Origin of the sequence: Pseudomonas sp. ANT_J28 (genome assembly GCF_008370005.1) — a bacterium.
Lineage (GTDB): Bacteria > Pseudomonadota > Gammaproteobacteria > Pseudomonadales > Pseudomonadaceae > Aquipseudomonas > Aquipseudomonas frigoris.
The window spans coordinates 108,080-129,890 of record NZ_VOBM01000004.1 but is presented as its reverse complement, the minus strand read 5'-3'; the positions used below and the strand labels follow the sequence as shown (position 1 = coordinate 129,890).

General features: G+C 57.2%; 25 protein-coding genes. 5 read left to right on the top strand and 20 right to left on the bottom strand.

Translation table 11 applies throughout. The annotated features are described in order from the left end of the window. Positions 1-63 precede the first annotated feature (63 nt). The 16 genes from queC to FQ187_RS03700 form a co-directional block, all read right to left on the bottom strand. Positions 64-756: a 7-cyano-7-deazaguanine synthase QueC gene (gene queC / locus FQ187_RS03775; RefSeq protein WP_149628454.1), complete on the bottom strand. Its 693-nt coding sequence runs from the start codon at positions 754-756 to the stop codon at positions 64-66. A 1-nt stretch (position 757) separates the two neighbouring features. Further along, entirely contained in the window at positions 758-1,405 is a 648-nt protein-coding gene (gene queE, locus FQ187_RS03770; RefSeq protein WP_149628453.1) for a 7-carboxy-7-deazaguanine synthase QueE, read from the bottom strand. Positions 1,406-1,572: 167 nt separating this feature from the next. Then, positions 1,573-2,412 (bottom strand): tol-pal system protein YbgF, encoded by an 840-nt coding sequence (ybgF, locus tag FQ187_RS03765; protein WP_149628452.1) that lies wholly within the window; start codon positions 2,410-2,412, stop codon positions 1,573-1,575. 6 nt (positions 2,413-2,418) lie between these two features. Continuing rightward, positions 2,419-2,916 (bottom strand): peptidoglycan-associated lipoprotein Pal, encoded by a 498-nt coding sequence (gene pal, locus FQ187_RS03760; protein WP_003178634.1) that lies wholly within the window; start codon positions 2,914-2,916, stop codon positions 2,419-2,421. A gap of 52 nt (positions 2,917-2,968) precedes the next feature. Next, positions 2,969-4,237 (bottom strand): Tol-Pal system beta propeller repeat protein TolB, encoded by a 1,269-nt coding sequence (gene tolB / locus FQ187_RS03755; RefSeq protein ID WP_218580699.1) that lies wholly within the window; start codon positions 4,235-4,237, stop codon positions 2,969-2,971. 29 nt (positions 4,238-4,266) lie between these two features. Continuing rightward, positions 4,267-5,346 carry a cell envelope integrity protein TolA gene (gene tolA / locus FQ187_RS03750; protein ID WP_149628450.1) on the bottom strand — a complete coding sequence of 360 codons (1,080 nt, stop codon included), beginning with the start codon at positions 5,344-5,346 and terminating at the stop codon, positions 4,267-4,269. Next, on the bottom strand, positions 5,346-5,798 hold the full coding sequence (gene tolR / locus FQ187_RS03745) for a protein TolR (RefSeq protein WP_161807482.1): 453 nt from the start codon (positions 5,796-5,798) through the stop codon (positions 5,346-5,348). The genes tolA and tolR overlap by 1 nt, the downstream gene beginning before the upstream one ends. A 23-nt stretch (positions 5,799-5,821) precedes the next feature. Beyond that, positions 5,822-6,517: a protein TolQ gene (gene tolQ / locus FQ187_RS03740; RefSeq protein ID WP_046049659.1), complete on the bottom strand. Its 696-nt coding sequence runs from the start codon at positions 6,515-6,517 to the stop codon at positions 5,822-5,824. Continuing rightward, positions 6,507-6,974, bottom strand: a complete 468-nt coding sequence (ybgC, locus tag FQ187_RS03735) for a tol-pal system-associated acyl-CoA thioesterase (RefSeq protein ID WP_008147372.1) — start codon at positions 6,972-6,974, stop codon at positions 6,507-6,509. The genes tolQ and ybgC overlap by 11 nt, the downstream gene beginning before the upstream one ends. A gap of 127 nt (positions 6,975-7,101) precedes the next feature. Beyond that, positions 7,102-8,163, bottom strand: coding sequence for a Holliday junction branch migration DNA helicase RuvB (ruvB, locus tag FQ187_RS03730; protein ID WP_134417557.1), 1,062 nt, complete (start codon positions 8,161-8,163; stop codon positions 7,102-7,104). Further along, positions 8,164-8,778 carry a Holliday junction branch migration protein RuvA gene (ruvA, locus tag FQ187_RS03725; protein ID WP_149628449.1) on the bottom strand — a complete coding sequence of 205 codons (615 nt, stop codon included), beginning with the start codon at positions 8,776-8,778 and terminating at the stop codon, positions 8,164-8,166. A gap of 116 nt (positions 8,779-8,894) precedes the next feature. Further along, positions 8,895-9,419: a crossover junction endodeoxyribonuclease RuvC gene (ruvC, locus tag FQ187_RS03720; RefSeq protein ID WP_149628448.1), complete on the bottom strand. Its 525-nt coding sequence runs from the start codon at positions 9,417-9,419 to the stop codon at positions 8,895-8,897. A gap of 156 nt (positions 9,420-9,575) precedes the next feature. Further along, positions 9,576-10,322 carry a YebC/PmpR family DNA-binding transcriptional regulator gene (locus tag FQ187_RS03715; protein WP_149628447.1) on the bottom strand — a complete coding sequence of 249 codons (747 nt, stop codon included), beginning with the start codon at positions 10,320-10,322 and terminating at the stop codon, positions 9,576-9,578. Between the two features lie 123 nt (positions 10,323-10,445). Then, positions 10,446-12,221, bottom strand: a complete 1,776-nt coding sequence (gene aspS, locus FQ187_RS03710) for an aspartate--tRNA ligase (RefSeq protein ID WP_149628446.1) — start codon at positions 12,219-12,221, stop codon at positions 10,446-10,448. Positions 12,222-12,343: 122 nt separating this feature from the next. Continuing rightward, positions 12,344-12,565: an FmdB family zinc ribbon protein gene (locus tag FQ187_RS03705; protein ID WP_010457489.1), complete on the bottom strand. Its 222-nt coding sequence runs from the start codon at positions 12,563-12,565 to the stop codon at positions 12,344-12,346. 136 nt (positions 12,566-12,701) lie between these two features. After that, positions 12,702-13,040 (bottom strand): ribbon-helix-helix domain-containing protein, encoded by a 339-nt coding sequence (locus FQ187_RS03700; RefSeq protein WP_149628445.1) that lies wholly within the window; start codon positions 13,038-13,040, stop codon positions 12,702-12,704. Positions 13,041-13,554: 514 nt separating this feature from the next. On the opposite strand from FQ187_RS03700, the gene FQ187_RS30700 reads away from it, so the two are divergent. Then, entirely contained in the window at positions 13,555-14,157 is a 603-nt protein-coding gene (locus FQ187_RS30700) for a cold-shock protein (RefSeq protein WP_111451443.1), read from the top strand. Between the two features lie 60 nt (positions 14,158-14,217). On the opposite strand, the gene FQ187_RS03690 is transcribed toward FQ187_RS30700, so the two are convergent. Together FQ187_RS03690 and FQ187_RS03685 are read right to left on the bottom strand one after the other, a co-directional pair. Further along, positions 14,218-14,424: a SlyX family protein gene (locus FQ187_RS03690; protein WP_056741397.1), complete on the bottom strand. Its 207-nt coding sequence runs from the start codon at positions 14,422-14,424 to the stop codon at positions 14,218-14,220. A 3-nt stretch (positions 14,425-14,427) separates the two neighbouring features. Further along, positions 14,428-14,853: an HIT domain-containing protein gene (locus FQ187_RS03685; protein WP_149628517.1), complete on the bottom strand. Its 426-nt coding sequence runs from the start codon at positions 14,851-14,853 to the stop codon at positions 14,428-14,430. A 228-nt stretch (positions 14,854-15,081) separates the two neighbouring features. On the opposite strand from FQ187_RS03685, the gene FQ187_RS29905 reads away from it, so the two are divergent. Beyond that, positions 15,082-15,675 carry a hypothetical protein gene (locus FQ187_RS29905; protein WP_178122668.1) on the top strand — a complete coding sequence of 198 codons (594 nt, stop codon included), beginning with the start codon at positions 15,082-15,084 and terminating at the stop codon, positions 15,673-15,675. 95 nt (positions 15,676-15,770) lie between these two features. Beyond that, the gene (locus FQ187_RS03680; RefSeq protein WP_149628444.1) at positions 15,771-17,126 is read left to right on the top strand and encodes an OprD family porin; all 1,356 of its coding nucleotides are present in this window, start codon (positions 15,771-15,773) and stop codon (positions 17,124-17,126) included. Positions 17,127-17,190: 64 nt separating this feature from the next. On the opposite strand, the gene FQ187_RS03675 is transcribed toward FQ187_RS03680, so the two are convergent. Next, a complete protein-coding gene (locus tag FQ187_RS03675) occupies positions 17,191-18,033 on the bottom strand; it encodes a mechanosensitive ion channel family protein (RefSeq protein WP_129437855.1) in 843 nt (280 codons plus the stop codon). A 150-nt stretch (positions 18,034-18,183) separates the two neighbouring features. Next, positions 18,184-18,669 (bottom strand): YajQ family cyclic di-GMP-binding protein, encoded by a 486-nt coding sequence (locus tag FQ187_RS03670; protein WP_007906601.1) that lies wholly within the window; start codon positions 18,667-18,669, stop codon positions 18,184-18,186. Positions 18,670-18,810: 141 nt separating this feature from the next. On the opposite strand from FQ187_RS03670, the gene FQ187_RS03665 reads away from it, so the two are divergent. Beyond that, positions 18,811-19,728, top strand: coding sequence for a putative 2-dehydropantoate 2-reductase (locus FQ187_RS03665; RefSeq protein WP_149628443.1), 918 nt, complete (start codon positions 18,811-18,813; stop codon positions 19,726-19,728). Positions 19,729-19,773: 45 nt separating this feature from the next. Then, complete coding sequence (locus FQ187_RS03660) at positions 19,774-21,810, top strand: HAMP domain-containing sensor histidine kinase (RefSeq protein WP_149628442.1); 2,037 nt, start codon at positions 19,774-19,776, stop codon at positions 21,808-21,810. Position 21,811 lies beyond the last annotated feature (1 nt).

Below are 21,811 nucleotides of genomic sequence, written 5' to 3'. Positions count from 1 at the left end.
GCTGTGTGGTGGCGCGTATAATACTGATTTTTAAGGACTATTCAACACCTAATTTGAAATAAATCAAAAATAAGGTGTTGGGTCGCTGATTCCGGCTGCCGCAAAGCCTTCTGCGCGCAGGCGGCAGCTGTCGCATTTGCCGCATGCGCGGCCATTATCGTCAGCCTGATAGCAGGAAACAGTCAGCCCGTAATCAACACCCAGTTTCACGCCTGCCTGGACGATCTGCGCCTTGCTCAGGTTCTGCAGTGGCGCCTGAATACGGAAGCCCTGCCCTTCTACGCCGGCCTTGGTCGCCAGATTGGCCATGCGCTCGAAGGACTCGATAAATTCGGGACGGCAGTCTGGGTATCCGGAGTAATCCACGGCGTTCACACCAATAAAGATGTCACGCGCGCCCAGCACTTCAGCCCAGCCCAGAGCCAGCGACAGGAACACCGTGTTGCGCGCCGGCACGTAAGTTACCGGAATACCTTCACCCGGCACTTCCGGCACGTCGATGCTGCTGTCGGTCAGTGCCGAACCGCCAATACCGTTCAAGTTCAGACCGATCACTTTGTGTTCGATAACACCCAAGTCTCGGGCGACACGTTTGGCGGCGTGCAGTTCGGCATGAGACCGCTGACCATAATCAAAGCTCATGGTGTAGCAGCTATAGCCTTCAGCACGGGCCATAGCCACAACGGTCGCGGAGTCGAGGCCGCCGGACAGCAGGATGACTGCACGTTTTTCGACAGTGTTCAGTTGTTCAGTCATTTCAGCGCCCCGGCTCGTCATTCCAAAGATATTTATGCAACTGTAATTGCAGACGCACTGGCAGGTTGTCCGCCACCACCCAGTCAGCCAGGTCCCGAGCGTTCAGGTCATGGTGACTGGGCGAAAACAGGACTTCGCCGGCACGTTGATCCAGACCGTACTGAATCAGCTTGGACACGGCCCAGTCGTAGTCTTCCCGCGAGCAGATGACAAACTTCACCTGATCGTTGCGCGTAAGCAGTTCGATGTTCTCGTAGCGGTTGCGGTGGACTTCTTTCGAGCCCGGGGTTTTCAGGTCGACGACGCGACTGACCCGTGGATCGACCGCCGAGATATCCAAGGCACCGCTGGTTTCCAGCGAGACCTCGTAACCGGCGTCACACAACTGCTTGAGCAATGGGATGGCGTTGGGTTGTGCCAGCGGCTCGCCGCCGGTGACACAGACGTAACGCGGACGAAAACCGGCCACTTGCTCCAGGATGTCGTCGAGCGTGCGAAGGGTGCCGCCAGTGAATGCATAAGCGCTGTCGCAGTATTGGCAACGCAATGGGCAACCGGTCAGACGCACAAAAACAGTGGGCAGCCCGGCAGTCCGCGTTTCACCCTGCAACGAGTAGAAAACTTCGGTGATTCTCAATGTGTCTTGCATAGTCGCCACGGGCATAACAGCTAAACAGGCTGTCCGCCTCCGTCAGGCACTTCAAGGAACCCCGCCACCGCGCAGATCCCAAAAAGCGTGTTTCATAAAAAGGGCGTGAATTCTAACGAAAAAACCCGCGACAAGCGCGGGTTTCTTCAAAGCGGGTCAAGCTGCCCTTACATTTTTTGCAGATCACGCTGAGCCAGCTGAGCAGCGGAGGTGCCCGGATATTGGGACACTACCTGTTGCAGAATGCCTTTGACCTTGTCGGGATGACCAAGGCGGCGCTCTACATCAGCCAGCTTGTACAGCGAATCAGGCACTTTTGGATGCTTGGGGTACAGCTGTGAAACCTTGGCAAAAGCCTGACCTGCACCTTGCAGATCGCCTTTGGCCAGGTTCACTTCGCCCAACCAGTACTGGGCATTACCCGCGTACTGACTGTTAGGGTACTTGCGCAGGAATGCGGCAAACGCCTGGCTGGCCTTGTCGAAATCCTTGGCTTTGATCAGGTCGAAGGCTGCATCGTAATACAGTTTTTCCTTCGCCGGATCAGCCGGCTCGCTACCCGCGGCAGGTGCTTGAGCGGCTGCCGCTCCTGCGGCTGCGCCCGCTGCTGCACCGGGGGCATTCAAACTGCCACCGGCGGTAGAATTATCAGGAGTCGCGGCTGGTGCAACGCCGGTTCCTATGCGCCGATCAAGATCCTGATATCGCTCCAGGTTCTCTTGCTTCATGCGCGCTACATCATTTTGCAGAACTTCGATGATGCCTTGTTGGCGCGAGATCTGCTCCTGCATCGATTGCAGTTGGTTGAACAGCTCGCCCTGTGCCGAGACAGGGGCCGAAACCCCTCCCCCGGCATAGGCGCCGTTCGTACCGTAACCCGCAGGCGGATTACTAGTCCCGCTATTGTTATAGCCGGAGTCGTTATCGACCACAGGAACCGCAGCCCACACCGCAAGCGGTGCGAGGCTGAGAGCCAAAACAGTTACAGCACGACGGCACGTTCGCATGACGAATTACTTACGCAGTTCGACGCGACGGTTTTGAGCCCAGGACTGCTCGTCGTTGCCGGTAGCAACTGGACGCTCTTCGCCGTAGGAAACCAGTTCCAGCTGAGCTGGGGAAACACCTTGCAGTACCAGGTAACGCTGAACGGCTTTCGCACGACGCTCGCCCAGTGCCATGTTGTACTCACGAGTACCACGTTCGTCGGTGTTGCCTTCCAGAACAACGCGAGCGCCGTTTGCTTTCAGGTCTTTGGCGTGAACGTCCAGAGCGCGCATGGCTTCTGGTTTCAGGTCCGAGCTGTCGTATTCGAAGTAGAAAGTGGTGATTGCGCGCAGAGCAGCTTCTTCGCTCAGGGAGCCGTCAACTGCACCAGTGTTTGCGCCGTAACCAGCGTTTGGATCTACAGCGCCTTCACCGGCATTGTCGCCGCCTTTGGACGAGCAACCTACAGCTACAGCCATGGCCAGAGCCAGCGCAGCAAATTTACCAAACTTCAGCATTTCCATCGTGAAACTCCTAATGAACCCCAGTGTGTTAAGTACAACGTGTAGCGCCGCGTCAGTTCAGGTAAGGGGACCAGGAAGGTTCTCTGACTTCGCCTTGTGCGGTAGGAAGCGGGAGCCTTACGCGTCCATTAATGGACACGAGCATCAAGACTCCCCGGCCCTGCTGGCGGGTGGCGTAGATTACCATGGTGCCGTTGGGCGCAACAGTAGGCGACTCGTCCAGAGTGCTATCAGTGAGGATTTTTACGCTTCCGCGCTGCAAATCCTGGGCCGCCACCTTGAAATTAGTGAAACCTTCCTGACGATGGATCATCACCAGGGTCTTTTCATCAGCCGAAAGTTTAGGGTTGGCGTTGTAGTTACCGATAAAGGTCACACGTTCCGCACCGCCACCGCCTGCGCTGGTTTTGTAGATCTGCGGCTTGCCGCCACGGTCCGAGGTGAAGTAGATGGTCGAACCATCTTTACCCCAGAACGGTTCGGTATTGATGCCAGGACCGTTAGTGACACGCGTGATCTGACGCGAACCCAGGTTCATCACGTAGATGTCCGGGTTGCCATCTTTCGACAGTACGAATGCCAGACGATTGCCATCAGGCGACCATGCTGGCGCGCCATTCAGGCCTTCGAAGTTGGTGATCTGCTCACGGCGACCGGTGTCGATGTTCTGCATGAAGATACGCGGACGCTTCTGCTCGAACGACACATAAGCGATGCGCTTGCCATCCGGTGCGAAACGCGGCGACAGGATCGGCTCGCGCGATTGCAGCAGAGTCACAGCACGGGCACCGTCATAGTCCGAACGTTGCAGCGTGTAGCGAGTGTTCTTCTCAGAGAAACGCTCGGCCGTCACGTACAGCAGACGAGTCGAGAACGCACCTTTGATACCGGTAAGTTTTTCGAACGACTGGTCCGCGATGTAGTGCGACATGTCGCGCAGTTGATCGACGCTACCCGACACGCTGCCGGTCAGCACTTGCTGCTCGGTGGCGACGTTGAACAGTGCGTATTGGACCTGCAGGCGACCGCCCGCAGGAGCAATGCTGCCGACCATGACGTACTGGGCGCCCAGCGCCTTGAAGTCACGGAAGATGATTTCGCTGGCCTGGCTTGGCTGGCTGATCATGTTCTGTTTAGGAATCGGCGAGTAGTAACCCGAGTTGCGCAGGTCGTTACCGATGATTTCGGCCATGTCGTCCGGCAGCACGCTGCCGCCCTGGTTGCCAAACGGAACGACTGCGATCGGGGTGGCCTGGGAGCTACCACTGCTGACCAGGATATTTTTTTCATCTGCGGTGGCCAGTCCTGCAAAGCAGAACATGACTACAAGCAGTCCTCGAAGAAGGTTTCTCACAAGGCTAGATCCTCAGGTGTGAATGTCATCTTGAATGAACGATAGGGTGCGAAATCAGCTGACTTCAGACCCTGCATTTCGGTCAATCGACCAATATTTTTTACCGCCGCTACCGCTGAACTGTCGAACGGTACATCACCGCTGGATTTGGCAACCGATACGCCGGAGATTGTTCCGTCAGGCAGCATGTTGATTTGCAGGATCACTTTCATGCCCTTGCGGGCCGACGGTGGCTGCGCCCAACCTTCAGAAGCGCGCGAGCGAATCAGATCGTCGAAGTTACCCGCGACTTCATCACCCTGTTCATCCGCCAAGGCCTGCTGACGCTGCGGCGTGTCGGAAAGCAGATCTGCCAGGGCCTGAGCCTTTTTCTCATCGACGGATTTACGTGCCGCTTCCTGCGATTTTTTCTTCGCAGCATCGGCAGCAGCTTTCTTCTTCGCGTCTTCGGCGACTTTCTTCTTCGCGTCTTCAGCTTCAGATTTCTTCTTGGCGTCTTCCGCGGCTTTCTTCTTCGCGTCTTCGACGATCTTTTTCTTCGCTTCTTCAGCGGCCGCTTTCTTGGCCTCTTCTTCAGCTGCTTTCTTGGCTTCTTCTTCAGACTTCTTCTTGGCTATATCAGCCAATTGTTTCTCTTCGACCTTTTTGGCTTCGGCGGTCTTCTTCGCTTCATCGGCTTTCTTGGCTTCATCAGCCTTTTTTGCCTCTTCCGCTTTCTTCGTCTCGTCGGCCTTCTTGGATTCCTCGGCTTTTTGAGCCGCATCTTCCTTCTTTTGTTCCGCGGCTTTGATCGCTTCCTGCTCGATCTTCTTCTGTTCCATCTGTTCGACTTCGGTCTGGCGCGCGGCGGATTTCTTCGCCTCACCCGCAATCTTCTGATTGGTCTGGGTGGTCGCCTGACTTTTCGATTTCAGTTGGTACAGGGTCGCCTGGACAATCGGCTTGGCCGGCGGCAGTTCCGGTGTGAAGGCGAAACTGACGAACAGCATGCCAAAAACCAGCACGTGCAAGACAAGCGCCCAGACACTAGGCCAGAAGTAGCTTTCCGAGGCGGACGGCTCTCGCATTTGCTGCATCAGGGTGCCTCGGTAATCAAGCCAACATTACCGACCCCGGCTTTCTGCAACCCGCCCATGGCGCCCATGACGGAACCGTAATCGACGGTCTTGTCGCCGCGGATGAACACCTGAGTCCGCTTGCCACCTTCAGTGCCGGCGCGAATGATTTTGGTCACCGCGTCAGTCATCTGCGGCAAGGTCATGGCCTTGTCCTGTTGCTTTTCAGTGTCGACTTCGCTGCCAAGGTTCCAGTAGTAGGTCTTGTCAGCCTTGATCGAAATGGTCAGGACCTGGGTGTTGTTGTCCTGCGGCAAGGCTTCGCTGGAAACCTTGGGCAGATCAACTTTCACGCCCTGATTGAGCATCGGAGCGGTCACCATGAAGATGACCAGCAGTACCAGCATCACGTCGATGTAAGGCACCACGTTCATCTCGGCAACCGGCTTGCGCTTTTTGCGAGCTCGAGCGATTAAAGCCATTGGAAATTACCTGCTTATTCTTCGCTGGTGTGCACTTTACGGTGCAGGATCGCCTGGAATTCGTCGGCGAAGGTGTAGTAACGGCTCAGCAGGGTTTCGCTGCGAGCAGCAAAACGGTTGTAAGCGATAACGGCCGGGATGGCGGCGAACAGACCGATCGCGGTTGCAATCAGTGCCTCGGCGATACCTGGAGCCACAGTGGCCAGGGTCGCTTGCTGCGCAGTTGCCAGACCACGGAAGGAGTTCATGATCCCCCAGACGGTACCGAACAGACCAATGTACGGGCTGACGGAACCTACGGTCGCGAGGAACGGCAGGCTCTGCTCGAGCTTTTCTTCTTCGCGGGAAATGGCGACGCGCATGGCACGGGCCACGCCTTCCATGACCGCTTCCGGGTCAACACCTGGCTGCTGGCGCAGACGGGAGAATTCCTTGAAACCTGCACGGAAGATCTGCTCTACGCCCGAATCCGGATCAGGATTACTGCCGGCCTGGCGGTAGAGTTTGGACAGGTCGATACCCGACCAGAAGCGCTCTTCAAAGCTCTCCAGGGCACGTCGACCGGCGCGCAGCAGATTGCTGCGCTGAAAGATCATGATCCATGAGGTCACCGATGCGGCTACCAGGATCAGCATTACCAGTTGCACCACGATACTGGCATTGCTGACCAGGCTCCACATGGAGGAATGGTCGACGACGTTAGCTTCCACGCTTTATCTCCTGCTTTGAGTGTGTACCCGCGCCGCTCACGTCGGCAAAGGCCGCACGTAGAGCTTCGGGAATGGCCCGGGGTTTCAAACTGTTAGTGCGCACACAGGCCACCAAAAACTGCCCTTCGCAGAGCAGCGCATTATCCGTGGCTCGCCTGACCTGCTGTTTGAAGCGCAGGCTGACACGGTTCAATTCGATTACTTCAGCGCTTACCAGCAGCTCGTCATCCAGTCGCGCCGGCGCGTGGTAACGCGCTTCGCTGGAATGCACGACGAACAACAGGTCCTCACCTGCAAGCTGGGATTGGGCAAAGCCCAGCTCCCGGAGCCGCTCGGTTCGAGCCCGTTCCATAAACTTGAGGTAATTAACGTAATACACGATGCCGCCCGCATCGGTGTCCTCGTAATAAACGCGACAACGAAGTGCGAAAGGCTCAAGCCCGTTTTGCGCGCGCATACTCTAGTGCTTACTCCTCAGGTTGCCAATCCGGCCAGGCAACTGTTTTTCATTGATTCACGGCTTTCTGGCGAAAATACGGTCCTAGGACCGCACAAACCCCGAATAAATCAGCGCGCAAAGGTTATTAATCGTCCACGGCATCGAGGAACTCGTCTACCACTGGCATCTCGCCCAATCGTGACGGGATGTTTAAACCGAAGTGCAGATACGCATGCCGAGTCACCACTCGCCCCCGCGGCGTACGCATGATGTAGCCCTGCTGGATCAGGTACGGCTCCAGCACGTCTTCAATAGTGTGGCGCTCTTCACTGATGGCTGCAGCGAGGCTATCGACCCCGACCGGCCCACCGTCGAACTTCTCGATCATGGTCAACAACAGACGTCGATCCTGGTGATCGAAACCACGCTCGTCGACATCCAGCAGGTTCAAGGCCAGGTCGGCGACTGGTTTGGTGATGTGGCCCTTGGCGCGAACTTCGGCGAAATCCCGAACCCGGCGCAGCAAGCGGTTGGCGATCCGTGGCGTACCACGGGCACGGCGAGCGATTTCGAAGGCGCCTTCCGGGTCCAGGGGCAAGCCGAGGATATTCGCCGAACGACTGACAATCGTTGCCAGATCCGCGATGTTGTAGAACTCCAGGCGCTGGACGATGCCGAAACGGTCGCGCAGCGGATTCGTCAGCATGCCGGCACGGGTCGTCGCACCGACCAGAGTGAACGGTGGCAGATCAAGCTTGATCGAGCGCGCGGCCGGCCCTTCGCCGATCATGATGTCGAGCTGGAAATCTTCCATGGCCGGGTACAGCACTTCTTCGACAATCGGCGACAGCCGATGGATTTCGTCGATGAACAGCACGTCGTGTGGCTCAAGATTGGTCAGCAGCGCAGCCAGATCACCCGGGCGTTCAAGCACGGGGCCCGAGGTGCTCTTGATCGACACACCCATTTCCTGGGCGATGATGTTGGCCAAGGTAGTTTTACCCAGACCCGGCGGGCCGAAAATCAGCGTGTGGTCCAGGGATTCATTGCGCCCGCGGGCAGCCTGGATGAACAATTCCATTTGCTCGCGAACGGTCGGCTGGCCGATGTATTCCGCCAGGCTGACGGGACGAATCGCCCGGTCCTGGACTTCCTCGCGGTCACGAGGGCCAGGCGTAGCGGTAATCAGACGATCAGCTTCAATCACTTAGATCATTCCCTTCAGGGCACGACGAATCATGTCTTCACTGCTCAAACCTTTCTCCTTGATCGAGGAAATCGCCTTGCTGGCTTCCTGCGGCTTGTAGCCCAGGGAAATCAGCGCGCTAACCGCGTCATTTTCGGCGGTAGCGACCGGAGCCGCATCTGGCCCACCCGGCTGGTTTGGCACCAGGGTGAACATCGCCGGTACAGTCTCCCACGCCTTGAAGCGATCCTTGAGTTCCACCAGCAAACGCTCGGCAGTCTTCTTGCCCACGCCCGGCACCTTGGTCAACGCCGAGGTGTCCTGGGACTGCACGCAGCGGACCAGCTCATCGACTTCCAGGCTCGACATCAGAGCCAGGGCCAATTTCGGACCTACACCATTGAGACGGATCAACTCGCGAAAAAAGTCTCGCTCGCGCTTGCCGAAGAAGCCGTAGAGTAACTGCGCGTCTTCGCGTACGACCAAATGGGTGTGCAAGGTCAGCGGCTCACCGACCAACGGCAAGCGATAAAGCGTGGTCATGGGCACTTCCAGCTCATACCCCAGACCGTTTACATCCAGAATCAGGTGCGGCGGCTGTTTCTCAGCCAGTGTGCCGCGCAAGCGTCCAATCACGTTTCAGATCCTTGAGCGTTGGCCAGCTCAGCAGCTGGCGACTGACAGAGCAAGGGTTTTGCGCCGACGACACAGGCGCAAAACCCTCGCTCCATAAAAAATGATTGCTGATGCTATCAGAGACGCAGGCGTCCGCCACGACTGCGTGCCGTGCCCAGGCCATGGGGCAACAGGCTGGAACGGGTGTGAGCATGGCAAATGGCGATGGCCAAGGCGTCCGAGGCATCGATTTGCGGTTTGCTGGTCAGTTTCAGCATCTGCATGACCATCATTTGCACCTGCTCTTTATTCGCCGCGCCGGTCCCGGTCACCGCCTGCTTGACCTGGGTCGCGGTGTATTCAGCGATTTCCAGGCTTTCTTCCGCCCCGGCAACGATGGCTGCGCCGCGGGCCTGGCCAAGTTTCAGCGCAGAATCGGCGTTGCGCGCCATGAAGACCTTTTCGATGCCCATGGTCACCGGGCCGTAGGTCTGAATGACTTCGCGCACGCCGCGATAGACGATTTGCAGGCGTTCATGCAGCTCGCCGGAACCTGTGCGAATGCAGCCCGACGCCACGTACACGCAACCACGCCCGGTATCGCGCACTACGCCATAACCGGTAATGCGCGAACCGGGGTCGATACCAAGAATTAAAGTCATAACGCCTGCGGGTTAAGTAAAAGCACGATATTCATTACAGCGAAACAACTGTGGGAGCGAGCCTGCTCGCGAAAGCGGTTTCATATTCAGCAACAATGTTGCCTGAAAATCCGCATTCGCGAGCAGGCTCGCTCCCACATTGAATCTTAGTCGCCCTTAACCGAGCTGTGCGGCGACTGCCTCTGGAATGTCCGCGTTGGAGTAAACGTTCTGCACGTCATCCAGGTCTTCAAGCATGTCGATCAGCTTGAGAACCTTCTCGGCGCCTTCCAGGTCCAGTTCGGCACTGGTGGTCGGCAACATCACGATTTCCGCGTCATCGCCTTTGAAACCGGCCGCTTCCAGCGCGTTACGCACGGAATAGAAACCGGCGAACGAGGTGAATACGTCGATGGAGCCGTCTTCGTGGGTCACCACGTCATCGGCATCGGCCTCCATCGCCGCTTCCATCAGCGCATCTTCATCGACGCCCGGCGCGAAGGAAATCTGCCCCTTGCGCTCGAACAGATAGGCCACCGAACCGTCCGTACCGAGGTTGCCGCCGCACTTGCTGAACGCGTGGCGAACAGCGGCGGCGGTGCGGTTGCGGTTGTCGGTCATGCACTCGACCATCACCGCCACGCCCCCCGGGCCATAGCCTTCGTAGGTCAGCTCGACCATGTCGTCGGTGTCGGCAGCACCGGCGCCGCGGGCAACCGCACGGTCGATAATGTCCCGGCTCATGTTCGCACCGAGGGCCTTGTCCAGCGCCAGACGCAAACGCGGGTTGGAACCCGGATCACTACCGCCCTGACGGGCAGCAACGGTCAGTTCACGAATCCACTTGGTGAAAATCTTGCCCTTCTTGGCATCCTGACGTTCTTTGCGGTGCTTGATGTTCGCCCACTTGGAATGACCCGCCATATCTCGCTCCGAATTCTCTTTGAAACATTGCCCGCTACGCCATGACGCGCCAGCCAGCAAATAAAAATCTCGATCAATCTATAAAGAAAGGGCGCATCCGAAGATGCGCCCTTCTGGTCAGCCTTACTCAGCTTTCGGCGTTTCGCGCAGACGAATGTGCAGTTCGCGCAATGCCTTGGCATCTACCACACCCGGGGCCTGAGTCATGACGCAAGCAGCACTCTGGGTTTTCGGGAAGGCGATCACTTCACGGATCGACTGGGCGCCGGTCATCAGCATCACCAGACGGTCCAGACCGAAGGCCAGACCACCGTGCGGCGGCGCGCCGTATTTCAGGGCGTCGAGCAGGAAGCCGAATTTCTCTTCCTGTTCCGCTTCACTGATACCCAGCAGACGGAACACCGACTGCTGCATTTCCTTGCGGTGGATACGGATCGAACCGCCACCCAGCTCGGTGCCGTTCAGTACCATGTCGTAGGCACGGGACAGAGCGGTCGCCGGGTTGGCTTCCAGTTCTTCCGGGGTGCACTTCGGCGCGGTGAACGGGTGGTGCAAGGCAGTGAAGCTACCGTCGTCGTTCTCTTCGAACATCGGGAAGTCGACAACCCACATCGGTGCCCACTCGCACGTCAGCAGGTTCAGATCGTTACCGACCTTGATTCGCAGCGCGCCCAGGGCTTCGCTGACGATCTTGGCTTTGTCGGCACCGAAGAACACGATGTCGCCGTCAACCGCGCCAACGCGATCAAGGATCACATTGAGGTTGGCTTCAGGGATGTTCTTGACGATCGGCGATTGCAGGCCTTCGACGCCTTTGGCGCGCTCGTTGACCTTGATGTACGCCAGGCCCTTGGCACCGTAGATGCCGACGAACTTGGTGTAGTCGTCGATCTGCTTGCGCGGCATGCTCGCCGCGCCTGGAACGCGCAAGGCGGCAACGCGGCATTTCGGGTCGTTGGCAGGGCCGCTGAACACCTTGAAGTCGACTTCTTTCAGTTGATCGGCAACGTCAACCAGTTCCAGCGGGTTACGCAGGTCCGGCTTGTCGGAGCCGTAACGACGCATGGCCTCTTCGAAGGTCATGTGCGGGAAGTCGCCGAACTCCAGGTCCAGCACTTCCTTGAACAGGTTGCGGATCATTTGTTCGGTGATGCCCATGATCTCTTTTTCATCGAGGAAGCTGGTCTCGATGTCGATCTGGGTGAATTCCGGTTGACGGTCGGCGCGCAGGTCTTCGTCGCGGAAGCACTTGGCGATCTGGTAGTAACGGTCGAAGCCGGCGACCATCAGCAGCTGCTTGAACAGCTGTGGCGATTGCGGCAAGGCGAAGAAGCTACCTGCGTGAGTACGGCTCGGCACCAGGTAGTCGCGAGCGCCTTCTGGCGTGGCGCGGGTCAGAATCGGCGTTTCGACATCGAGGAAGCCGTTCTCGTCGAGGAAGCGACGGATGCTGGTGGTCATGCGCGAACGCAGACGCAGCTTCTCGAGCATTTCCGGGCGACGCAGGTCGAGGAAGCGATAACGCAGGCGGGTTTCTTCGCCGACGTCGGAGAACTCGTTGAGCGGGAACGGCGGGGTTTCCGATTCGTTCAGCACTTCAAGCTCGTAGCCCAGCACTTCGATCATGCCCGACGCCATGTTGGTGTTGGTGGCACCGGCCGGACGCAGGCGAACCTTGCCGGTGATCTTGACCACGTATTCGCTGCGCACGCGATCGGCGGCGGCGAAGGATTCAGCGCGGTCCGGGTCGAACACCACCTGGGCCAGACCGTCACGATCACGGATATCGAGGAAAATCACCCCACCGTGGTCACGGCGACGGTGAACCCATCCGCAAAGGGTAATTTCCTGGCCTTCCAGGCTTTCGTTCAGTTGGCCGCAATAATGGCTGCGCATCATGGTAGTGGTTTCGCTTCTCGTAATTCGAAATTCGGTTGGAGACCTTGCTCATATCCCGCCCTTGTGAAAGGTGCCAGATGATGCAAGAGCTCGCACGTGTCGTTCAACTCAGGCTCAAGACCCTAGTCAGCTTTGTCGCCGCCGGCCAGATTCTTCTTGGAACCGGTCTTGAAATCGGTTTCGTACCAGCCGGTGCCGCTAAGGCGGAAGCCCGGCATGGACAGCATCTTCTTAAGCTCTGGCGCCTGGCAGGCAGGGCAGTCGACCAGCGGTGCTGCGCTGATCTTTTGAATGGCTTCCAACTGATGACCACAGGAAGCACATTGATAGTCGTACATCGGCATGGGGGTTATCTCGGCGATCAGATTGCTACCGCACACGCTGGGTTTTGCGGCAAAGAGCGGGATTATATCCATTAAATGCAGCCTGTGCAGCCGTAAGACTGCACAGACCGACACTCTACCCATTCCACCCCTGTGGCTAAGGCATGGCGACGCAGCCGCCTTCCTTCAGGCTGTGCACGACGCACACAACCCGCACCAGCCCGGTGAAGTTCTTGACCCCGCCGTGACGTAAATGCACCTCGCGGTCCACATGCGACAACAGCGCACTGACCGTACAGCAGTTGACCTTGGCCATGTCGCCCAAAATATCCCAATAGACCTGTTCAAGCCGCAAACAGGTTGCAAAGCCATTCAACCGCACTGACCGGGATAAAGGCTGGGCCAGGCCCATATCAAATTCGCTGACAAATGGGTCGATCCTTACATCCTTAAGTGGACCGCCCCTCCACTCGCTTCGCCTGTCTTCGTAAACCATATCGTTGACACTCCTTTGTCATCCTTGCTTTTTTATTAGAGCAACAAGCTGTTTCTCTATAAAAGCGCAGGCGCAAAGTTATATCCAGATGACTTTATGACCATCAACGTAGGATAAGCCAACAACTGAAGGGCGATCATGGAGACCGTCCTACCCCAGATAATTTCCTACACGACTGGGCGCAATATCACTCAACAGGAAGGCACTTAAAGTTACGAGAAGACAGGGAGCGTAGCATCCGAGCGGTTTTCTCGTGGGCTTGCATATGCGGGGTCAGGCAGCCCGGGATTCTCCGGCCACCTGCGACAAATCGACCCTAAGAGCACCGCTGGACTGCCTGATTTGAGTAGCTGCAGGCTTTGCTGTTAAATAGACAGTGTGTCGCTACCGCCTATTTTCCGGGGGCCGCGCATAGGCTGGTACCGGGTACGTGTCCACCGCCTCTTATTGTTCTGAAGCGAACCGCACTCAATCAGCTCTTCCTTGTGATCCGTCTTAACGTGAGTTACTCAAAATGTTGAAAATTGTCCACCTGCTAATGGGCGCAGCAGCCTTGCTGTTGTCCTTCATCCCTAGCCTGCGATCCGAAGCCGTACCTTACCTGCAACAACCCGATGCTCTGTACCTGGCCTTTTTCGGCCTGCTCAACCTCACCCTCGCTCCTGTTATCCCCTACTGGAACAAAGGCCCGCGTCATCAACTGCAAAACCTGGTCAGCGCCCTGCTGGTTCTGGCCGTCGTCCTGCAAACCCTGACGCTGATCGCGCCGATGCCTGTCATTGCCGGTCAACCTGCTGTTCTGTTCAGCCTGGTCGCTGCCCTGATTGCCGTTCTTCTGCACCTGGCCATCAGCTTCTACAAATCTTCACCGGCCGCCGCCTCGCCAAGCTATGACATGAGCAACCGCGATACCGGTACCGTAAAGTGGTTCAACACCTCTAAAGGCTTCGGCTTTATTTCCCGTGATTCCGGCGATGATATTTTCGTGCATTTCCGGGCCATTCGTGGCGAAGGTCATCGTGTTCTGGTCGAAGGCCAGCGCGTGGAGTTCTCCGTCATGAATCGTGACAAGGGCCTGCAAGCCGAAGATGTGATCGCCGCACTGCCGCGTCGCTGATTCAAGGCTAAAAAAAACCGCGAACAGCCTGGCTGTTCGCGGTTTTTTAATACATGCAACTTAGTAATGCGGCGGTGGCGCCTCTTCTTCAAACGTCTCGAACTGGCCAGCCATTTCTTCTTGCCGCTTGAGCAATGCCGCCATTTGCAATTGCAGACGCTCAACTGCACGCTGCTGCGTCGCCAGCACATCACTCAATGCCTGGATGGTGTCATCCTGAAACGCCAGTTGACTCTCCAGATCGGTAACACGATCTTCCAGGCTCATGATTCAACCCTCCAGAAACGTAAAACCATCGGTCAATACCAAGCGCAACCGTTCGCGAATCGCCGCGATCTGCTCTGAGCCATAAGGTTTGGCTGGGTGTTGACCCCAGACCGGAGCCGGCCAGGCGGCGTCATCACGTTTGCGCACAATCACATGCATGTGCAACTGACTGACGACGTTACCCAGGGCCGCGACATTCAATTTGTCCGCGTCGAACGAGTCCTTGAGCATTTCCGCCAGTGCGGTTGTTTCCTGCCACAGCTGCTGTTGATCTGCGACACCCAACTGAAATATCTCACTGATATCTTCGCGACGTGGCACCAGAATGAACCAGGGGTAGTTCGAATCGTTGGACAGCAGCAACCGGCAGAGCGGGAAATCCCCGATCGGTAACGTGTCTTGTTGAAGTCGTGGATCTAAAGCGAACACTGCGCGCACTCCCGCCGGGTCATCATTTTTCAGCTTAGCGTCCATCCCGAGAGACGGCGCACCAAGCGACAGGACGGCAGCATACCTGCGAACGCGGCTGGCTTCACGACGAACCATTGTCAAAGCCGCCCCGAGAAACTACAAACGACTGGTCGCGCGCCCCGACATGAGTCATTTTCGATCAGGGCGCACCATTACAGAACCAATAACCACGCAAAAAACGCCGAAGTGACTGAAAAACAACGACGCGTTCGCATTTGGCAAACGGCCGCGCTGTATGAATTCAGTACAGCGATTAAAATTTTTTGCACCAAAACCGCACAGTGCGTCTACGCTGAGTCGGTCAGGCATCCGCCATCTACTCACTGGTGGGGTGAACCGGTAACGTTTTTGGTTGTCATGCAGTCGGCCATAAGGGTGCAACACGATGCAAACCATGGCGTCAAGCCCAAACAAAACGTGCTTGAACACCCCGGTTTTATGAGGTTTTTACAGCGACAGGCAGGCTTTCAGAAAAAAAACCAGCAGGATTCTGATTTGTGCACGCTTGTTGCATTCACACCCACATCGCCTCTAAAGCGTCCGCTGGAAGTGGAAGCCTTAAGGCAAATAAAAACAGTGGCAGGGTTGCCCAATGGAGATTCAAGCGTTTCACCAGGGACTCTTTTTACCGATGCTCAGGCCCTGGAAAACAACGTTAAAAGTTGTCAGTCCGCTTGCGTCGAGGCTGTAAATTTGCGACATCTACCAAGCCGTTTGCGACAGGGTCGTAAAGAAGCTGAAAGGTTAGATGCGCAAGTATCGCCAACATGGTCGGCGTGATATAAGTTTGCGCCGACACAAAAAGAAAGAGCCGCCCAGATAATAAATCAGGTGGGACGGCAGTACTCTTCTAAAAACCAAAGGAGCAAATCACGATGCGCGTGATGAAGTGGAGCATGATCGCACTGGCAGTTGCAGCAGCAGCCAGTACTCAGTTGGCTACGGCCGCACCTTTTGTAAGTGACCAGGCTGAAGCCAAGGGTTTTGTTGAAGACTCCAAGTTGAACTTGAATCTTCGCAACTACTACTTCAACCGTGACCGCAAAAATGGCTCAAACGATCAGAAAGACTGGACCCAGGGTTTCTGGGCTAACTACAACTCCGGTTACACCCAAGGTCTCGTAGGCGTCGGCGTTGATGCGTTCGGTTACCTGGCGATCAAACTGGACGGTGGCGACGGTACTGGCGGCACGGGCAACATGAGCCGCGACTCCGATGGCCATGTCAACGACAGCCAAGGCAAATCCGGTGCGGCCGCTAAATTCCGCATCTCCAAAACCGAGCTGAAAGTCGGCGACATGCAGCCAAGCACTGCTCCAGTGTTCGCTGTTGGTGGCTCCCGCGTCCTTCCGCAAACTGCCAGCGGTTTCCAACTGCAGAGCAGCGAAGTCAAAGACCTTGACCTCGAAGCCGGTCATTTCTACTCGTCGACCAGCCAGGACAAAAACGCTCGCGACGGCGGCCTGTGGGCAACCTACGCTGGCGTGGAAGCCAATTCCATCGACTATTTCGGTGGCAAGTACGGCATCACCGACAACCTGAGCGCATCGCTGTACGGCGCCAAGCTGGAAGACATCTGGAACCAGTACTACGCCAACCTGAACTACACCATCCCAATGGGTGGCGATCAGTCGGTTAACCTGGACGGTAACATCTACCGCACCACCGATACCGGTGACGCTAAAGTCGGCGACATCAGCAACACCGCCTACTCCCTGGCAGCTGCTTTCTCGTTCCTGAAAGCACACACCATTACATTGGCGTTCCAGAAAGTTAACGGCGACACGCCGTTCGACTACATCGGTGTAGGTGGTCACAAGGGCGCCACTAACCGCGGCGGCGACTCGATCTTCCTCGCCAACTCCATCCAGTACTCTGACTTCAACGCCCCGGGCGAGAAGTCTGCCCAGATCCGTTACGACCTGAAAATGGCTGAGTATGGCGTTCCAGGTCTGAGCTTCATGACCCGCTACGTGAAAGGTTGGAACATCGACGGCACTGGTCTTGCTGCCAACAGTCAGTACCGTGACAATGACGGTAACCCGCTATATGGTGCAGATGGCAAACACCACGAAACCAACCTTGAAGCCAAGTACGTCGTTCAGACTGGCCCGGCCAAAGATCTGTCTTTCCGTATCCGCCAGGCTTGGCACACTGCTAACGCCGACGAAGGCGAAGGCGACATCAAAGAGTTCCGTCTGATCGTCGACTACCCGATTTCGGTTCTGTAATTGCCGAAAGCTAGTTCGCGATAATAAAAAAAGGCCCATCTTCGGATGGGCCTTTTTTGTTGCTTTACTGCACCGCAGCTTCCTGAACCACACGAATAACCCGCTGTGGAAACGGAATATCGATACCAGCCGTTTTCAATCGATCACGGGACTGTTCGTTGAACATGAACATCACGTCCCAGTAATCCGCCGTCTTGACCCACACTCGCAGGGAAACAGTAATCGAACTGTCGCCCAGGGTAGAAATCACTGCCTGAGGTGCCGGCTCAGCCAAAACACGCTCATCTTTGGCCAGGTCCAGCAACACTTCCCGGGCCTTCTGCAAGTCCGCTTCATAATCCACACCCACATCAAACACAACCTTGCGCGTCGGTTGACGGTTAGTGTTGGTGATGATGCCGTTCGACAGATTACCGTTCGGCACGATGATGGTTTTGTTATCGCCAGTACGCAGCACGGTGTGGAAGATCTGAATGCTGTCGACCGTGCCGGCAACACCTTGGGCTTCGATCCAGTCACCAATGCGGAACGGGCGGAACAACAGAATCAGCACACCACCCGCGAAATTCGCCAGGCTGCCCTGCAAGGCCAGACCGATGGCCAGACCTGCCGCACCGATGGCCGCGACGAACGAAGTGGTTTCCACCCCGATCATCGATGCTACGCTGACGATCAACAGAACCTTGAGAATAATGTTCGCCAGGCTACTGATGAAGCCTTGCAGCGCGAGGTCGGCGTTACGCAGCGCCAGCAACCCGCCAAGCTTTTGCGCCACCTTGTTGATCAGCCACCAGCCGATGGCCAAGGTGATCACCGCCAGCAGCACGCGGCTGCCGTATTCCATGATCATCGGAATCCAGGCTTGAGACGCCTTGACCAGGTTGTCCACTTCAGTATTCAAATCCATCTACATTCTCCTGGGTTAAGCACAATCCGGGTGGGAGCGACGTTGCGACGATTCGACTTGCTCGCGAAATCGGTGTGTCATTCAACAGTGATGTCGACTGATACGCCCTCATCGCGAGCAAGCCCGCTCCCACAGGTCCCGCCTGAAAGGTCAGTCGCGGAAGTTGTTGAACTGCAGCGGCATATCGAAAGTCTTGGCGCGCAGGGCCGCGATGGCTTCCTGCAAGTCATCACGCTTCTTCCCAGTAATGCGCACCTGCTCACCCTGAATGGCAGCCTGAACCTTGAGCTTGGCGTCTTTGACATGAGCGACGATTTTCTTCGCCAGTTCTTTGTCGATGCCTTCCTTGAGGACCGCTTCCTGCTTCATCAGTTTGCCCGACGCATAGGCATCCTTGACTTCAAGGCACTGCACGTCGATTTTGCGCTTGACCAGGGCCAGCTTGAGGATCTCAATCATCGCTTCGAGCTGGAAATCGGCTTCAGCGGTCAGGTTGACGGTCAGGTCCTTTTCCTTGAACTCGAAGGTGCCTTTGCCTTTCAGGTCATAACGACGATCGAGTTCCTTGACGGCGTTCTCGACCGCGTTGGTGACTTCGTGTTTGTCCAGTTCGGATACCACGTCGAACGACGGCATGTAATCTCTCCAATAAAAGGGCATGCTCGATCACGATGGAGCATGCCTGGCTTGCGGTTAAAATCCGCGCTGATTATAACGGGTCTTTCCCATCATTCACTGCGAGCCTCCCATGCGCGCGACAAACAGAGCAAAAAGCTGATGTCCACCACCTGGCATGTTCTGGGCGCCGGCAGCCTTGGCACCTTATGGGCCACTCGACTGGCGCGGGCCAGCGTGCCGGTCAAGCTGATCGTGCGGGACGCTGCACGCTTGCAGGCGTATGAGGCGGCGGGTGGGTTGACGCTAGTCGAACACGGTGAAGCGAAGTGCTATCCGGTGCCCGCCGAAACACCCGACAACGATGAACCGATCAACCGCCTGCTGGTGGCCTGTAAAGCCTACGATGCCGAGAAAGCCGTGGCCCAACTGGCACCGCGCCTGGCCCTCGACGCTGAGCTGATCCTGTTGCAGAACGGTCTTGGCAGCCAAGACGCCGTCGCCAAGCAGGTGCCGCAGGCTCGCTGCATTTTCGCGTCAAGCACTGAAGGTGCCTTTCGCGATGGCGATTGGCGCGTGGTATTCGCCGGCCACGGTTACACCTGGCTGGGGGATGCCGGGCATCCCGTGGCGCCGATCTGGCTGGATGACGTGAGCGCCGCCGGTATTCCCCACGAGTGGAGCACCGACATTCTGACCCGGCTGTGGCGAAAACTGGCGCTCAACTGCGCGATCAATCCGCTGACCGTGCTACACGACTGCCGTAATGGCGGTTTACAGGAACACCACTGCGAAGTCGCCACCCTTTGTGGCGAATTGACCGAGCTGCTTGAGCAATGCGGTCAGCCAGCAGCGGCCGAGGACCTTCAACAGGAAGTCGAACGGTTGATTCACGCGACCGCCGCCAACTACTCTTCGATGTACCAGGACGTCGCGAACCAGCGCCGGACCGAGATCAGCTATCTATTGGGTCATGCCTGCAAAGTCGCCGCGAGGCATCAACTCAACCTGCCGCACCTCAATCAACTTGAGCAAAGGTTGATCACCCATCTGCACAGCCTTGGATTGCCCAGCGACTGAGCAGCGGCTACGCTGGCCACTTGTTCCTTTTCAGCGATGAACCTGATGCCATTGCGCCAGCGCCTTGAAAACCTTCCGGTCGGCCAGAAATTGCTGGCCGCCCTGCTGGTGTTGTTGACCACCGTCCTGCTGGTCGCCAACCTGACCTTTATCAGCGCCGCGTACTACATCTCCCAGGAAAGCATGGCACCTCAGGCCTTGCAGACCATCGGCCGCCTGGTGTCCAACCCCAGCCTGGTGTCCGAAGCCTTGCAGTCACCGCAAAGCGCCGAACGCCTGCTCAATGAGCTCAACAGCTATTCACCGCTACGCGCGGCGGCCCTTTATGACGGCAAGGGCGAGCGTCTGGCGCAGTTGCAGCATGGCGAAAATCTGAGCCTGCCAACGCGTTACCGGCACATTGAATCCTGGCAAGCCACCGAATTTCGCAGCAATCAAATCATCACCCTGCCCCGCCCCGGCACCGCGCCCGGCCACCTGTTACTGGTCGCCAGCAGCGAACTGCCGATGGCTTTCTACACCGGCACTCTCACCGCCAGTCTCGGGATTCTGATCTTCAGTGTGCTGTTGTGGCTGGTGATTGCCCGGCAGATCAAACGCCTGATTACCCGGCCGATCCATCAGCTCGAAGAACTGTCCCGGCAAGTGACCCGGGAAGAGAACTACGCCCTACGCGCCTCCCGCGGCAACCATGACGAAATCGGCAGCCTCGCCGAGGCGTTCAACACCATGCTGTCGCGGATCGAGGCCCGTGAGCAGCAACTCAAGCGGGCCCGGGACGATTCCCAGGCCGCGTATGACCAGGCCCAGGGCCTGGCCGAAGAAACCCGTCATACCAATCGCAAGCTGGAACTCGAAGTTCAGGTGCGCAGCAAGATCGAGAAGAAGCTCACCGGTTTCCAGAACTACCTCAACAGCATCATCGATTCCATGCCCTCGGCGCTGATCGCCCTTGATGAGCAGCTCTACGTGACGCAGTGGAATCAGGAGGCCAGCGCCCTGTCTGGCACGCGCCTCGACGAAGCCCTGAACCAGCCGATTTTTCTCGCTTTCGAACCGCTCAAGCCGTTTCTGCCGCAACTCAAGCAAACCGTCGAGCAGCACACGGTGGCCAAGATTGAACGGGTGACGTGGTTCAAGGACGAAGAACCCAAGCACTACGCCCTGACCTTTTACCCGCTGATGGGCGGTGCCGGGCGTGGTGTGGTGATCCGGATCGACGACATCACTCAGCGCCTGTCGCTGGAAGAAATGATGGTGCAGTCGGAAAAAATGCTCTCGGTCGGCGGCCTTGCCGCGGGCATGGCTCACGAGATCAACAACCCGTTAGGCGCGATCCTGCACAACGTGCAGAACATTCGCCGGCGCCTTTCGCCTGACCTGCCGAAGAATCTCGAACAAGCCGAGCAAACCGGGATCGCGCTGGAAACGGTCAACAAATACCTGCAAGCGCGCGAAGTACCGCAGTTGCTCGACGGCATTCAACAGGCTGGCGCCCGGGCGGCGAAGATTGTCACGCACATGCTCAGTTTCAGCCGCCGCAGTACCCGGCAAATGGCCCCGTGCGACCTGCCGGCGCTGATCGATCAGGCGGTGGAAATCGCCGGCAACGACTTCGACCTGGCGATCGGTTTCGACTTCAAGGGCCAGGCGATCATTCGCCAGTTCGATCCAGCGTTGGGCCCGGTGCCCGGGACCGCGAACGAACTGGAGCAAGTGCTACTCAATCTGCTGAAAAACGCCGCTCAGGCGATTCACCAACGTGAAGACGACCGCGAGCCGGGACGGATCATTCTGCGCACCAAACTGAATCCACCGTGGGCGGAAATCCAGGTGGAGGACAACGGCATCGGCATGAGCGAGAGCGTGCGCAAACGCACCTTCGAGCCGTTCTTCACCACCAAGGAAATCGGTCAGGGCACCGGCCTTGGCCTGTCGGTCTCGTATTTCATCATTACCAACAACCACAAGGGTCAGATGGAAGTGCAATCGACCCTGGGCCAAGGCACGTGTTTCACCTTGCGCCTGCCCTTGGCGGGCACCCCGCTCGTCTCTCAAGAACTCAATCAGCTATCGAGGTAAC

What these genes read in the sequence shown, in the direction of transcription:
- tolB (WP_218580699.1), bottom strand. Translation starts at nt 4,237, where the DNA reads ATGTTCTGCTTTGCAGGACTGGCCACCGCAGATGAAAAAAATATCCTG.
- FQ187_RS03665 (WP_149628443.1), top strand. Translation starts at nt 18,811, where the DNA reads ATGTCCACCACCTGGCATGTTCTGGGCGCCGGCAGCCTTGGCACCTTA.
- pal (WP_003178634.1), bottom strand. Translation starts at nt 2,916, where the DNA reads ATGGAAATGCTGAAGTTTGGTAAATTTGCTGCGCTGGCTCTGGCCATG.
- FQ187_RS03670 (WP_007906601.1), bottom strand. Translation starts at nt 18,669, where the DNA reads ATGCCGTCGTTCGACGTGGTATCCGAACTGGACAAACACGAAGTCACC.
- queE (WP_149628453.1), bottom strand. Translation starts at nt 1,405, where the DNA reads ATGCAAGACACATTGAGAATCACCGAAGTTTTCTACTCGTTGCAGGGT.
- FQ187_RS03680 (WP_149628444.1), top strand. Translation starts at nt 15,771, where the DNA reads ATGCGCGTGATGAAGTGGAGCATGATCGCACTGGCAGTTGCAGCAGCA.
- ybgF (WP_149628452.1), bottom strand. Translation starts at nt 2,412, where the DNA reads ATGCGAACGTGCCGTCGTGCTGTAACTGTTTTGGCTCTCAGCCTCGCA.
- FQ187_RS03700 (WP_149628445.1), bottom strand. Translation starts at nt 13,040, where the DNA reads ATGGTTTACGAAGACAGGCGAAGCGAGTGGAGGGGCGGTCCACTTAAG.
- aspS (WP_149628446.1), bottom strand. Translation starts at nt 12,221, where the DNA reads ATGATGCGCAGCCATTATTGCGGCCAACTGAACGAAAGCCTGGAAGGC.
- ruvC (WP_149628448.1), bottom strand. Translation starts at nt 9,419, where the DNA reads ATGACTTTAATTCTTGGTATCGACCCCGGTTCGCGCATTACCGGTTAT.
- FQ187_RS03705 (WP_010457489.1), bottom strand. Translation starts at nt 12,565, where the DNA reads ATGCCGATGTACGACTATCAATGTGCTTCCTGTGGTCATCAGTTGGAA.
- FQ187_RS03690 (WP_056741397.1), bottom strand. Translation starts at nt 14,424, where the DNA reads ATGAGCCTGGAAGATCGTGTTACCGATCTGGAGAGTCAACTGGCGTTT.
- FQ187_RS03660 (WP_149628442.1), top strand. Translation starts at nt 19,774, where the DNA reads ATGCCATTGCGCCAGCGCCTTGAAAACCTTCCGGTCGGCCAGAAATTG.
- FQ187_RS03675 (WP_129437855.1), bottom strand. Translation starts at nt 18,033, where the DNA reads ATGGATTTGAATACTGAAGTGGACAACCTGGTCAAGGCGTCTCAAGCC.
- ybgC (WP_008147372.1), bottom strand. Translation starts at nt 6,974, where the DNA reads ATGCGCGCGCAAAACGGGCTTGAGCCTTTCGCACTTCGTTGTCGCGTT.
- tolA (WP_149628450.1), bottom strand. Translation starts at nt 5,346, where the DNA reads ATGCAGCAAATGCGAGAGCCGTCCGCCTCGGAAAGCTACTTCTGGCCT.
- queC (WP_149628454.1), bottom strand. Translation starts at nt 756, where the DNA reads ATGACTGAACAACTGAACACTGTCGAAAAACGTGCAGTCATCCTGCTG.
- FQ187_RS30700 (WP_111451443.1), top strand. Translation starts at nt 13,555, where the DNA reads ATGTTGAAAATTGTCCACCTGCTAATGGGCGCAGCAGCCTTGCTGTTG.
- FQ187_RS03715 (WP_149628447.1), bottom strand. Translation starts at nt 10,322, where the DNA reads ATGGCGGGTCATTCCAAGTGGGCGAACATCAAGCACCGCAAAGAACGT.